At 50.9% G+C, this 14,286-nt stretch carries 11 protein-coding genes; 5 read left to right on the top strand and 6 right to left on the bottom strand.

Annotated elements, in window-relative coordinates; genetic code table 11:
• Positions 1-195: 195 nt before the first annotated feature.
• The 4 genes from cobS to BFP76_RS07350 are packed head-to-tail and all read left to right on the top strand — an operon-like array spanning position 196 to position 5,305.
• On the top strand, positions 196-1,170 hold the full coding sequence (cobS, locus tag BFP76_RS07365; protein WP_099592511.1) for a cobaltochelatase subunit CobS: 975 nt from the start codon (positions 196-198) through the stop codon (positions 1,168-1,170).
• Between the two features lie 35 nt (positions 1,171-1,205).
• A complete protein-coding gene (locus BFP76_RS07360; RefSeq protein ID WP_099592510.1) occupies positions 1,206-1,589 on the top strand; it encodes a hypothetical protein in 384 nt (127 codons plus the stop codon).
• 48 nt (positions 1,590-1,637) lie between these two features.
• Positions 1,638-3,500, top strand: coding sequence for a cobaltochelatase subunit CobT (gene cobT / locus BFP76_RS07355; RefSeq protein ID WP_099592509.1), 1,863 nt, complete (start codon positions 1,638-1,640; stop codon positions 3,498-3,500).
• Positions 3,500-5,305 (top strand): aminopeptidase P family protein, encoded by a 1,806-nt coding sequence (locus BFP76_RS07350; RefSeq protein WP_099592508.1) that lies wholly within the window; start codon positions 3,500-3,502, stop codon positions 5,303-5,305. The genes cobT and BFP76_RS07350 overlap by 1 nt, the downstream gene beginning before the upstream one ends.
• A 1-nt stretch (position 5,306) precedes the next feature.
• On the opposite strand, the gene BFP76_RS07345 is transcribed toward BFP76_RS07350, so the two are convergent.
• A complete protein-coding gene (locus tag BFP76_RS07345; RefSeq protein ID WP_240514003.1) occupies positions 5,307-6,923 on the bottom strand; it encodes a chloride channel protein in 1,617 nt (538 codons plus the stop codon).
• Positions 6,924-7,067: 144 nt separating this feature from the next.
• On the opposite strand from BFP76_RS07345, the gene BFP76_RS07340 reads away from it, so the two are divergent.
• Complete coding sequence (locus tag BFP76_RS07340) at positions 7,068-8,441, top strand: FAD-binding oxidoreductase (protein ID WP_099592506.1); 1,374 nt, start codon at positions 7,068-7,070, stop codon at positions 8,439-8,441.
• Here BFP76_RS07340 and BFP76_RS07335 read toward each other — a convergent pair.
• From BFP76_RS07335 to ftsZ, 5 genes are all read right to left on the bottom strand, one after another.
• Positions 8,438-8,728 carry a Dabb family protein gene (locus BFP76_RS07335; RefSeq protein ID WP_099592505.1) on the bottom strand — a complete coding sequence of 97 codons (291 nt, stop codon included), beginning with the start codon at positions 8,726-8,728 and terminating at the stop codon, positions 8,438-8,440. The two genes, BFP76_RS07340 and BFP76_RS07335, sit on opposite strands and share 4 nt — an antisense overlap.
• A 9-nt stretch (positions 8,729-8,737) precedes the next feature.
• Positions 8,738-10,378, bottom strand: coding sequence for a DNA repair protein RecN (recN, locus tag BFP76_RS07330; protein WP_099592504.1), 1,641 nt, complete (start codon positions 10,376-10,378; stop codon positions 8,738-8,740).
• Between the two features lie 22 nt (positions 10,379-10,400).
• Positions 10,401-11,237, bottom strand: a complete 837-nt coding sequence (locus tag BFP76_RS07325) for an outer membrane protein assembly factor BamD (RefSeq protein ID WP_099592503.1) — start codon at positions 11,235-11,237, stop codon at positions 10,401-10,403.
• Between the two features lie 141 nt (positions 11,238-11,378).
• On the bottom strand, positions 11,379-12,296 hold the full coding sequence (gene lpxC / locus BFP76_RS07320) for a UDP-3-O-acyl-N-acetylglucosamine deacetylase (protein ID WP_099592502.1): 918 nt from the start codon (positions 12,294-12,296) through the stop codon (positions 11,379-11,381).
• A 178-nt stretch (positions 12,297-12,474) separates the two neighbouring features.
• Positions 12,475-14,127, bottom strand: coding sequence for a cell division protein FtsZ (ftsZ, locus tag BFP76_RS07315; RefSeq protein ID WP_099592501.1), 1,653 nt, complete (start codon positions 14,125-14,127; stop codon positions 12,475-12,477).
• Between the last annotated feature and the right edge of the window lie 159 nt (positions 14,128-14,286).

The following is a 14,286-nucleotide window of genomic DNA, read 5'->3' as shown; positions in this document are numbered from 1 at the left end:
ATCAAAAAACAACACCCCGCTTGGACAAACCAGCGGGGTTTTGTTTTATTGGCAACCGCGCATATGGATTATTAAGTTTCACATTTCCCATGCTTTGCTTACAAAACCGAAAACTCCCCCCTATCCCTTGAATTCCATCGCGTTATGTTTCACTAGGGAGTGAACAGTTTTTTACGCATATTCAGGAATCAGATCATGGCAGACGGGAACCTTCAAATGATGACAGAGCCAACAAAAGACATTTCAGTGCGCGATGTGTTTGGCATCGACACCGATATGGTTGTCAAAGGGTTTGATGACGGTTCTGACCGTGTGCCAGAAATCGACAGCACCTATCAATTCGATCGCGATACAACATTGGCGATTTTGGCAGGGTTTGCACGCAATCGTCGCGTGATGATCCAAGGGTATCACGGCACGGGTAAATCAACCCATATCGAACAGGTTGCCGCACGTCTGAACTGGCCCTGTGTGCGCGTGAACTTGGACAGCCACATCAGCCGTATTGATTTGATCGGCAAGGATGCGATCAAACTTAAAGACGGCAAGCAAGTTACCGAATTCCAAGAAGGTATCTTGCCTTGGGCGCTGCGCAATCCTGTGGCGATTGTGTTTGATGAATATGACGCGGGTCGTGCAGATGTGATGTTCGTGATCCAGCGTGTTTTGGAAGTGGATGGTAAATTAACATTGCTTGACCAAAACCAAGTGATCACACCCCATAAATATTTCCGCCTGTTCGCCACCGCCAATACGGTTGGTTTGGGCGATACCACGGGTTTGTACCACGGCACGCAACAAATTAACCAAGGTCAGATGGACCGTTGGTCATTGGTGTCCACGTTGAATTACCTGCCCCATGATGCCGAAACAGATATCGTCGCGGCGAAAAACCCAACGCTTGATCGTGAAATCATCGGGCGTATGGTGACGGTTGCCGATTTGACCCGCGCATCATTCATGAACGGCGATATTTCCACCGTGATGTCGCCCCGTACCGTGATTGCATGGGCGCAGAACTTGGAAATTTTCAACGATGTTGGCTTTGCCTTCCGTTTAACATTTTTAAACAAATGTGACGAATTGGAACGCGAAACCGTTGCGGAATTCTACCAACGTTGTTTTGACGAAGAATTACCAGAAAGTGCCGCGAGTGTGAGCCTTGGTTAACCAAGAACTTGAATTTTATACTGTTAGGAAATGCAATGATTAAACAAACTTTTGTTGGGCTTACAATTTTGAGCGTACTAAGCGCATGTGGTGGGCCATCAATGACACCCGAACAAAAAGCCCAAGCCGCAAAAAACAAAGCGGCATCTAATGCAGTATGGAACACAAGAAAGCCCGTTGCATTTGATGGCAAAACCATTGAAGTTGCGATTAACCCTGAGCGAAACAGAGCCTATGTTGGACTTGCAGGTTTTCAAGGAAAAGCATCAATTGTTCAATTCGAACAGGTCGCAAGTAAAGCGTCGGGTTGTGTAGGGAAAGATACGAGCATTCTGTCAATGCTGACAGGTGATCGTAATACACCCATTCCGCTTGATAATATTAAAATGGAATACCTTGCCATTAGCATCACGTGTTAATGCAAACATTACCTTTCGCATAGAAATAAAAAGGATCATTGGATATCTATGTCCAAACCAAACGACAATCCCGCTGATCCGTTTAAAAAGGCATTGGCAGAGGCGACCAAGGCGATGGCGAATGAGCCAGAGTTGAACATCGCCTTTAGCGTTGATCCCGCGGGATTAACCAATGATGTGGCACGTCTGCCCCAAGTATCGCGGCGCATGACCCGTGAAGAGGTGATGCTGGCGCGTGGCACGGGCGATGCGTTTGCGCTGCGCGTGCGGTTTCATAACGAAGCCACGCATAACCGTTACATGCCACAAGGCGCACAGGCGCGTGAATTATACGAGGTCATGGCCACCGCACGATGCGAGGCCGTTGGCGCACGTGCCATGCCCGGCACCGCTGGCAATATCGATGCGATGCTTGAGGCAGAGGCGGTGAAACTTGGCTATGATCAGGTGAAATCCTTTAACGAAGTGCCAATGGCAACCGCGCTTGGTTATTATCTGCGCCATATTGCGACGGGGCGCGACATGCCCCCTGCGGTGAATAATGCGATGCAGCAGTGGAAAACCCTGATCGAGGAACGATCAGGTGATACATTCAAAGACATTGATAATGTATTGACCGATCAGGTGACATTTTCCAAATTTGCCCGCCAGTTGATTGATGATCTGGGGTATGGCGATGAGTTGGGCGAAGATCCCGATATGGATGATCAAGATGATCCCCAAGACGGCGATCCGCAAGAGGATGAACAAGACACACCCGATACCGATGTTGGGGACGAGGCGGATGACGAAGATCAATCAGAAGCCAGTGAAGATCAGCAAGAACAATCCGTTGACCAGCAACAAGCGCAGGTTAGCATGGAAGAACGCGATGAATTGGACGATGGCCAAGAAATGGATGCCCCCGACGGGCAACCGCCAATGGATCAACCCCCATTGCAACCCATTTCCGATGCTGATCCCAATTACAACGTGTTCACCACCGAATTTGACGAAGAAATCTTGGCCGAAGAATTGGCCGAACCTGCGGAATTGGAACGGCTGCGGGCGTATTTGGATCAACAGCTTGACCCATTAAAAGGCGCGGTATCACGTCTTGCCAATAAATTGCAGCGCCGTTTGCAAGCACAGCAAAACCGCAGTTGGTCGTTTGACATGGAAGAGGGCATTTTGGATGCGGGCCGATTGGCGCGTGTTGTGTCAAACCCCACAACACCTCTGTCATTCAAGGTGGAACAAGACACCGAATTTCGTGACACCGTGGTGACATTGCTGTTGGATAATTCAGGTTCCATGCGTGGACGCCCAATTTCCATCGCCGCCATCTGTGCCGATGTATTGGCGCGGACCTTGGAACGCTGTCAGGTGAAATGTGAAATCTTGGGCTTTACCACACGTGCGTGGAAAGGTGGGCAAAGCCGCGAAAGCTGGCTTCAAGATGGGCGCGGTGCGGAACCGGGGCGTTTGAATGATCTGCGCCATATTATTTACAAATCCGCCGATGCGCCCTGGCGGCGTGCGCGACCAAACCTTGGCCTGATGATGAAGGAAGGTTTGCTCAAGGAAAACATCGACGGCGAGGCATTGGAATGGGCGCATAAGCGCATGGTCAACCGCCCCGAAGCGCGCCGTATTTTGATGGTGATTTCCGATGGTGCCCCCGTGGATGACAGCACCCTGTCGGTGAATGCGGCCAATTATTTGGAAAAACATCTGCGCGATGTGATTGCGATGATTGAAAAACGCAAAGCGGTTGAGCTGACCGCGATTGGTATTGGGCATGACGTGACACGCTATTACGATCGCGCGGTTACCATCACAGACGCCGAACAATTGGCCGGTGCCATCACCGAACAATTGGCCGGCCTGTTTGACAATGACCCACGCGCAAAAAAACGTAACGGAAAATAATGTTTCAAACATTTGATGCGAAAACGACCCCAGAAACCGCAGCACCACGCATGGCACAGTTGCGCGATGTTTTGCGCGAAAATGGGTTTGATGGATTTTTGATCCCGCGCGCAGATGCACATCAGGGCGAATATGTGGTTGCGCGTGATATGCGATTGGCGTGGCTGACCAGCTTTACTGGTTCGGCTGGATTTTGCGCCGCTTTGTTGGATGAAGCCTGTCTGTTTGTGGATGGGCGTTACACCATCCAAGCACGCGATCAGGTGGATACCAAATTGTTTTCAATCGAAAAATTCCCCGATGTGAAGCTGGGCAATTGGTTGGTTGATGCCCTGCCCGATGGTGGCAAAGTTGCGTTTGATCCATGGCTTTATACCAAGGCACAGATCGAAGAGATCGAAAAACATATCAATGGGCGCGGTGTGGAATTGGTGAAATCTGAAAATCTGATCGATCAGATTTGGGAAGACCAACCCCAAGCACCACTTGATAAAATGCATGCGCATCCAATGGAATATGCAGGCAAGTCGCACGGCGATAAACGCAGCGAGATTGCGCAAATTTTGCGCGAAGCCAAACAATCGGGCGTGGTGTTAACCCAGCCAGACAGCATTGCATGGCTGTTGAATACCCGTGGCACAGATTTAGGGCAAACGCCTGTTGCGCTTTGCTTTGCGATGTTATTTCAAGATGGGCGCGTGGCGCTTTTCATCGCGCCTGAAAAAGTTGACGATGAATTGCGTGACCATCTGGGGGCAGATGTTACCATTTATGATCTTGGGGATTTATCGGCAGAGTTGATCCGAAACCTTGGCCCCATCCGCGTTGATCCCAGAACAACCCCCATCGCAATTTTGGATATTTTACAAAATGGAGACGTAAAGGTCGATTTTGGTGATGACCCGATCACCCTGCCAAAGGCGATGAAAAACAAGGTTGAAATTGATGGCGCGATTACCGCACACATCCGCGATGGCGTCGCCATGTGCGAATTTTTGGCATGGCTTGATCGTTATGATCATAGCGAACCGCTCAGCGAAATTGATGTTGTGAAATCGCTGGAAGGATTTCGCGCAGCCACCAATCAATTGCGCAATATATCCTTTGATACCATCAGTGGCGCAGGGCCAAATGGGGCGATTGTGCATTACCGCGTGAACGAAGACACCAATCGCACCATTTCTAATGGTGATTTATTATTGGTCGATTCAGGGGCGCAATATTTGGATGGCACCACTGATATCACCCGCACCATTGCCATCGGCAAACCCAAGCGCGAGGCCATCCGTGCGTTCACGCTGGTTCTCAAGGGAATGATCGGGATTTCAAAATTGCGTTTCCCTGTTGGATTGTCAGGGCGTGAAATTGATGCAATTGCCCGTGCGCCACTATGGTCGGCAGGCATGGATTTTGATCATGGTACAGGGCATGGTGTTGGATCGTATCTGTCTGTGCACGAAGGGCCACAGGGCATTTCGCGCCGATCCAATGCGCCCTTGCGCGAGGGAATGATTTTATCAAACGAACCTGGCTATTACAAAGAAGGTGCGTTTGGCATTCGTATTGAAAATCTGATTTACGTGAAATCCGCCCCAGCGATCCGTGGGGGTGATGATCGTGATATGTTGTGTTTTGAAACGCTCACCTTGGCGCCGATTGATTTGCGCCTGATTGATCGTAAAAATTTAACACGTGACGAACGCGAATGGATCAACGCCTATCACACGCGGGTGTTTGAAACACTGTTTGATCTGGTGAGCGCGGATGCGCAAGATTATTTAACCATGGCCTGTGCGCCGATTTAAATCACGAATGTTCTTCGCGTGCGGTTTCGGCCAATGCGCGGTTATATGCGGTGAGCGCATCAACGTATTTCAACGCGCCAAGCAATTCCGTACCCTGCCCGTCTGCACCCAATTGCACGATGGGAATTTGGCCACGTGCGCCAGATTCAAACATTGGCATTGCGACCTCTAGCGTGGTGCTGGCATCAAGATAAACACCGTCTTCGACGCTATCCCACAAGGATTTTTTGGTGTTAGATTCCATATCCGTAAGCGGTTGCATCAAATCGGTGACTTTGAATGTCGCCAAAAGATAGCTTTGTGGGCCAGCGGCCAAATGTACCCCTTTGCGTTCCAATTGAGTTAGGAAAAACGAGCGATGCACAAGGTTGGACGCCACCGCGCTTGACAAGGACACCGCCACCATCACCGCCAAACCCGCCTGCCAATCCCCCGTCATTTCAAACACAATCAGGCTGGTTGAAATGGGTGCGCCCAGAACGGCGGCGGCAACCGCGCCCATACCCGCAAGGGCATAGAGGCTTTCATCGCCCGCAACCGATGGCACAACCGATGTCGCGACCCAGCCAAAAGCGAGCCCCGTGAGCGCGCCCAACATCAAGGCGGGTGAAAACACGCCCCCCCCCATGCGCCCCGCCATGGTGATGGCAACCGCGATCACCTTAACCACCGCAAAAACCACAGCTGTGAAAAAGGTCAGATGCCCCGTTAATGCGTTTGATGTGGTTTCATAGCCAACCCCGATAATATGGGGGAAAAATATCGCGATCATGCCCAAAAGTGCCCCCGCAAATGCAGGGCGTGCCCAACGGGGCAGACCGCTTTGCTTGACGACAAGATTGCCAAAATCTTCGGCCCAGAAAATACCGCGCATCATGATCACGGCGACAAATCCACAAACGATGCCAAGCATCATGAATGCGGGCAGTTGGATGTAAAATTCAGCCGCATGTGGAGGCAGCGAAAATTCGGTGGTGTTACCCAATGACAACCGCCCCACAACCGTACCCGCAACGGATGCAATGGTGATTGGGGCAAATGCATGCACGGCGAAATGGCGCAAGACCACCTCGAGTGCGAAAATTGCACCTGCGATGGGGGCGTTAAACGATGCAGACACCGCCGCCGCCACGGCACAGCCCAGCAAATCGCGCCCCGTAATCCCATCGGCGTTCATCCATTTGGCAACCTTGCTGGAAATCAACGCACCCAGCAATACGGCGGGGCCTTCGCGCCCTGTTGATCCACCAGTGGAAAGCGTGATCAAAGATGCAATAGTGGATGCAAGCCCTGCGCGCCCTTCGACACGCCCATTATCCAATGCAGCACCTTCGATCACATTGGCAACGGCGCGCACGCTGGCATCTGGTGTGAACCGATGCAGGATCAACCCCACAATCAACCCGCCAATAATGGGAATAACCAACACCCAAAACCACGGCAGATGTTGCGCAGTAGAAGCCAACATCAAATCATCCGCGCCATATAGAAACGCTTGAATTTCGCTAATCGCGAGGCGAAATGCCACCGTAGCCAAACCCGCGGCAATTCCCAAGAACAGGGCAATCAGCCAGAATTTGGTTTGTGCGGGGGCGCTGTCTTGGGCGGCTTTGGTCACATCTTTGCAGCCCTGCCAGCCATCCTTACAACAAGTTTTTACGAATTTTACATAGGACATAACGCGGCGCGATCAAATTGAATTGTGACTTTCCTTCACTTTGTTTCTATGCCTATTCTTTGCTCAACGCAAAGGGAGGTTTGGATGAACATTGATAAGGCGATCACAGAAATGCAGGCGGTGTTGGGTGATCGGCTAAGCACGAAAAAATCCGATTTGGATTTTCACGGTCAGAACGAAGCCTATTATCCATTTACCCCGCCCGATGCGGTGGCGTTTGTCCAATCCACGCAAGAGGTTTCCGATATTGTCAAAATCTGTGCGAAATACGATTGCCCGATTACGCCTTGGGGTGTTGGCACGTCATTGGAAGGGCATGCATTACCAATCAAGGGTGGTGTGACCATTGATTTTTCCCAAATGAACAAAATTGTTGAAATCTATAACGAAGATCTGAATGTGCGCGTCCAACCGGGCATTACCCGCGAAGAATTAAACGCAGAATTGCGCACCACGGGATTATTTTTCCCAATTGATCCCGGTGCGAATGCCACCATTGGGGGCATGACCGCAACACGTGCATCGGGCACGACAGCAGTGCGGTATGGCACGATGAAAGACAATGTTTTGGCGTTAGAGGTCGTTTTGGCCGATGGGCGTATCATCCGCACGGGCACACGGGCGAAAAAATCATCCGCAGGGTATGATCTCACCCGCCTGATGGTGGGATCAGAGGGGACATTGGGGATTATCACAGAAATCACGCTGGCGTTGCAAGGTCAACCAGAGGCAACCGCCGCTGCGATTTGCGATTTTCCAGATGTGGAATCGGCTGTGAACACCGTGATCATGGCGGTGCAAATGGGGGTTCCCATCGCACGTATTGAATTGGTCGATGCAATGATGATCCGTGCGATCAACAATTATTCAAAGCTCGACATGGTAGAAACGCCGCATTTATTCATGGAATTTCATGGATCAGAAGCGGGCGTTGGTGAACAATCTGAAACGATGAAATCCATCACAGGCGAATTTGGCGGGGGTGCATTTCAGTGGTCCACCAAGGTTGAAGAACGCAATCGCTTGTGGGCAGCGCGTCACAATGCCTATCCCGCTGCACGGGGGTTGAAACCTGGGTTTACGGGGCTGACCACCGATATATGTGTGCCAATTTCCCAATTGGCAAAGGCCATTGGGGATAGCGAAAAAGACATTGCCGATAGTGGGCTTTTGGGTCCGATTTTGGGCCATGTGGGCGATGGGAATTACCACGCCACATTGTTGGTTGATCCCAATGATCCCGACATGATTGCAACGGCCAAAGGTGTTGCTCATCGCATGGCCGAACGCGCATTGGCCGTTGGTGGCACGGTGACGGGCGAACATGGCGTTGGCATTGGCAAAATGAAATATATGGCCGCTGAACATGGTGATGGGTGGTCGGTGATGGCGGATATCAAACGCGCACTTGATCCACAAAACATCCTGAACCCCGGTAAAATGGTTCAGGTGAATTAAGCGGCGATAAAATCCGCCGCCATACGCAAATCACGGAATGGGCGCACAATATCAATTGCGTCTTGATAGGTATGATGCGCCTTATAGGCCGCCAATGCCGCGTCATCACTAAATTCGCCGTAGACGACAAAATCAACGGCATCACCCGACAATTCATCGACGTGATTGTTGCGCCCGATTTCCAGATGGGTTGCATGTGGGTTGGTTTTTAACAGCGACAAGCCATTATAAATGGTTTCCAAATCGGATTTATCGCGGGCGTTGAAAAACACAATATGGCGGATCATGATATGCCCCTAGCCCAACAAGGAACGCGCGGCGGCGCGTGCCTCTGATGTGATGGTATCGCCGGCCAACATGCGTGCAATTTCGTCAATGCGCGCATCGCCGAGCATGGGTTCAACCGTGCTAAACGTGGCACCATCGCGCACGGATTTAGATACACGCCATTGATGTGCACCTTTGGCGGCAACTTGCGGGGAATGGGTAACGACCAAAACTTGGGCATCTTGGGCAATGCCTGCCAATCGACGCCCGACAGCATCAGCCGTCGCCCCGCCCACACCGCGATCAATTTCATCAAAGATCATGGTGATACCCGTTGATCCCTTGGTCAAGCAAACCTTGAGTGCCAATAAGAATCGCGAAAGTTCACCACCCGATGCAATTTTATTGATCGGCCCTGCGGGTGCGCCGGGGTTGGTGGCAACAGTGAATGTGACCGTATCAATACCGCTGGCCGAAGGTTCCGCATTGGTAATTTCCACAACAAAAACAGCGCGTTCCAGTTTAAGGGGTGATAATTCAACAGACATTGACTTTGATAATTCAACACCCGCTTTGGTGCGCTTATCATGCACCGATTGCGCCAATTCATCATAGGTTGATGCCGCCGCCGCCAGTTGTTTTTCAAGTGCAACAATATCATCTGCACCAGTATCAATCGCACGCAAACGATTTGCGAAATCATCGGTGAGCGCGGGCAATTCATCAGGTTGCACATTATGTTTGCGTGCAAGGGCGCGAATGGCGAACAGGCGTTCTTCGCAGTTTTCCAATTCCATCGGGTCGAAATCAAGCGCTGCAAGCGTGTCCTCTACCCCGCGCTGAGCATCGCCAAGCTCGTTCATGGCGCGTGACAAGGATTCAATCGCGCTGTCTAATCGCCCGTTGGCCTTGTCCGATGCGCCCTCGAGCCAGCGGGTTGCATCACCCAACATGGATTCTGCACCCGATGGGCCCAACGCATTTGCAGCCTTTGCGATGTCTTCGCGAATGCGTTCGCCCGCCTGCATTAAGCGGCGTTTTTCATCCAATGCGGTGTCTTCGCCAACCTCTGGTGCGAGGGTGGTTAATTCATCGGCGGCGTGGCGCAGGTAATCCGCATCGGCCTGAGCGGTTTCAAGCGCCAGTTTGGCCGCGTCCAATTCACGTTGCAATCGTGCGCGTTCACGCCAAGCATTGCGCAGATCAGTCAAATCAATACCCGCGAATGTATCAAGTAAATCGCGGTGCCCTTTGGGATCAAGCAATCCACGATCATCGTGTTGGCCATGCAATTCGATTAACGTGTCAGACAGGTTTCGCAAAACCTCGCCCGAACAGCGCCGATCATTCACATATGCGGTTTTGCGCCCATCGCGTGAATTGGTGCGGCGCAGGATTAAATCATCCTCTTCGGGCAGCCCCGCATCGCGCAATATTTTACGTGCGGGGTGATCTGTTGCCAGTTCAAAAACAGCCGTCACTTCGCCCTGATCGGCGCCTGTGCGCACCAAATCAGCACGCCCGCGCCAACCCAGCACAAAACCAAGACTGTCCAATAAAATGGATTTACCCGCCCCCGTTTCACCCGTCAGCACGTTTAACCCCGATTGGAATTCCAAATCCAGCCGATCAATTAACAACATGTCCTTGATATTCAGGCCACGCAGCATTTGGCATCCTCCGAACGGGTGGTTACAACCACGCACCCTTGATCACGCGGCGATAGATCGAGCTGAGCCAGCCATTACCCTTGGTATCGCCCGTTGCATCCAACCCTTTGCCGCGCAGCAATGCGTAACTGTCAGCATACCATTGCGTCCCTTGGAAGTTATGTCCAAGAATCGCCGCCGCTGTTTGTGCATCCTGATCCAGCCCCAAGGACAGATAGGATTCTACCAAACGATGCAATGCCTCTGGTGTGTGGCTGGTGGTTTGGAAATCCTCTACCACCACGCGGAAACGATTGATCGCCGCACCAAAATGGCCACGTTTTAGATAATAACGCCCGATTTCCATTTCCTTGCCCGCAAGGTGATCCAATGCGAGGTCGAATTTCAACAATGCGGTGGTGACATATTCGCTATCTGGGTAACGTTCGATTGTGACGCGCAAAGCTTGCAATGCCTGAAACGTCACACCTTGGTCACGGCTTACGTTATCGATTTGGTCGTAATATGACAGCGCAATCAGATATTGCGCATAGGCGGCATCCTGATCCGCCGGATAAAAATCCAAATACCGCTGTGCGGCGCCACGGCTTTCTTCGTAAAGACCAGCCTCGTGGTATGAAAATGCCGACATGATCAGTGCACGTTTTGCCCATTCGGAATAGGGGTAGAGGCGTTCAACCTCGGAAAACCGTTGTGCGGCATCCTCTGGATCCTTGTCATCCAACATCGCTTCTGCGGAATTAAAAATCTGTTCTGGCGGGAGATTTTCCAACTGCTGCGCTGGTTCATCTTTCTTTGCACAGGCCGACAACACCAAAAGAATTGCGGTTGCGGCAAATATTTTTCTGTTCAGAAACATGTAGGACACCAATTTCAATTACTTGCCGAACATAGCCAGCGAGCCTGTTGGATACCATACTTTGAGCAAAGGAAAAACGGATTCAAGCAGATAATGACAAAAGTTTTTGTTCCCAAGCGTGATCATCGCCGTAAACGACGGTTACAGTGTGGGAAAATCGCTTGATTTGATGTCTGTACCAGGCAAATCGTGGTCTTGTTCAGGGCTACATGTCACCCATTCCCAAGCACCATCGGTTGCGAACAATGCACGCAGCAATTCATTGGTGGCACGGTGGCCTGCGCGATTCCCGACATAGCGGCCCAAAATCGGCGCCCCTGCCAGATACAAATCCCCCAGCGCGTCCAACATTTTGTGACGCACACATTCATCCGCACGGCGGAAACCCTCTGGGTTTAAAACCTTGTCTTGATCCACAACGATTGCGTTATCAAGGCTGCCACCCAGTGCAAGACCGTTTGCTTGTAGCATTTCAACATCGTTGCGACGCACGAATGTACGACAATCAGACAGTTCACGCACGAATGTGCCGTTCGCCATATTCAATTTTTTGTGCTGTTCACCAATCGCACGATCAGAAAAATCGATTGAAAAATCGATTTCCAGATTATCCGCTGGTGACAATGTCACCACAACATCATCAAATGTGACGGTTACATCGCGCAGCACGCGAATGGCGCGCACGGGTGCGTTTTGTTCAATCAATCCTGTGTTCAGAATTTCGCGCACAAATGAAATTGCGCTACCGTCCATGATTGGCACTTCTGGCCCATCAATTTCGATCACTGCGTTATTCACACCAGTACCCGCAAGTGCAGCCATCAGATGTTCGATTGTGGAAACCTCGACACCATCGTCGTTTGATACACGTGTGCAAAGCTGTGTATCATTTACTGCCAGATAGTTTGCAGGAATAACCTGATCGCGGTCTGTGATATCAACGCGGTGGAAAACAATGCCATGCCCAACGCCAGCAGGAACCAAGCGCAGGTTTGCAGGTTTGCCCGAATGGAGCCCTGTGCCGCGTAGTGTAACCGGTGATTTCAGCGTCTTTTGCATGTCTACCTCAAAGGTTTGTCGGATTCGTCATTACGTCCGCTTACCTTTGAACTAGTTTCTCTGGGCTAAAATCTCAACTCACGCTTTGTGACGGTTTGTAACAGGAATCTGTAATTTAGGTGTCAAAACGCAAAAAAGGCGCGGAAATCCGCGCCTTTTCGCAAATATCAGTGAAATATCAGTTCGCTTGACGACGCAAGAACGCTGGAATTTCAATTTGATCGTCTTCGTGAGCCATCTCGTCATATTCAGGAGAGAACTGTTGTTCTTCTGTAAATGATGGTTGTTCACGTGTTGCTTGTGCTGGTTCTGCTGCACCTGTCATGCGTGAAATAAACCCGCCCAATACACCACCGCGTTTTGGTTCTGCGTGATGGTGTGGCATCGCCGCTGGCGCATGATCTGCGCGCAATGGCTGTTGGCTAGGTTGTTTTGCAACCGCTGCTTCCAAACGTGCCAATGTTTCGGCACTTGGTTCACCTGCGCGTTGTTGGCGAGGCTGTTCCACTCCGAAACGAAGTTCCTGCGCAGGTTCTTCGTATTGGGGTTGATACGCTGGTTCAGGCATTTGATCATCTGCAACGGCTGCGGTTTCTTGAACTTGTGGTTCAAAGGTTTGCGCCGCAGGGGCATATTGTTGTGGCTGTTCAACAGGTGCAGCGGGTGCCGCAGGAGTTTGAACATCAAACAATTCTGGTTCTGCCTGTGCAGGTGCCTGTTCTGCCACTTGTGGTGCAGGTGCAGGTGCTGGCTCTTCTTCGGGAATAAAGCTTGTTGTTTCAGCTTCTTGTGCTGCTGCTTCGTTCGCCAAAGGCAGAGGTGATTTCAATGTGCGACGTGGTACAGGAATTTCTGCTGCACCTTCGGCGGCATCAATACCAGTGGCCACAACGGAAACGCGCATCATGCCATCCAATGTTGGGTCCATTGTGGAACCCACGATGATGTTTGCATCTGAATCCACTTGGTTGCGGATACAATTTGCGGCTTCGTCCACTTCGAACAATGTCAGATCGGAACCACCTGTGATGTTGATCAACACACCTTTGGCACCGTTCAATGAAATTTCGTCCAGCAATGGGTTTGCGATGGCTTTTTCTGCCGCTTGGATCGCGCGATCTTCGCCTGCTGCTTCGCCGGTACCCATCATCGCTTTGCCCATCTCGTCCATGACAACGCGAATATCGGCAAAATCGAGGTTGATAAGACCTGGGCGAACCATCAGATCGGTCACACCTTTCACACCTTGGTACAGAACATCGTCTGCAAGGCTGAATGCTTCGGTGAATGTGGTTTTTTCATTCGCAATCCGGAACAGGTTCTGGTTTGGAATGATGATCAGTGTATCGACAACCTTTTGCAATGCTTCCACACCTTCTTCGGCTTGGCGCATACGTTTGTTGCCCTCAAACTGAAACGGTTTGGTGACAACACCAACCGTCAGGACACCCAATTCACGTGCAGCTTGTGCAATGATTGGTGCGGCACCTGTGCCTGTGCCACCGCCCATACCGGCCGTGATGAAACACATGTGGCTACCTGCCAGATTATCAACGATTGTTTCGATGCTTTCTTCGGCGGCAGCGGACCCAACGGATGGGCGCGCACCAGCACCCAAACCTTCGGTGATTTTTTCACCAAGCTGGATACGGTTGCCTGCTTTGTTACCTTGCAGCGCTTGTGCGTCTGTATTGGCGACAATAAAATCAACGCCTTCGAGGTTTTTCTCGATCATGTTATTGACCGCGTTACATCCTGCGCCACCAACACCGAATACGGTGATTTTTGGACGCAGATCGGCCACTTCGGGGATCTGGAGATTCAGAGTCATGGGTCTGTCCGCCTGTAGTTTGTTTTTTGTTTTTATAAATGCCGCGTTGAACGGTCATCACTGCTGAAACCATCGTAACAAAGCGATTCGCATTCGTCACGAAAAATCGTAACGAAAACCGATAAAATCAGTGATTTAATTGGGATTTTTGCGAAAACT

This window comes from Paramylibacter kogurei (assembly GCF_002742285.1).
Classification (GTDB): domain Bacteria; phylum Pseudomonadota; class Alphaproteobacteria; order Rhodobacterales; family Rhodobacteraceae; genus Amylibacter; species Amylibacter kogurei.
Note: the sequence above shows the minus strand (reverse complement) of the source record. Positions and strands in the feature narration are given on the sequence as shown.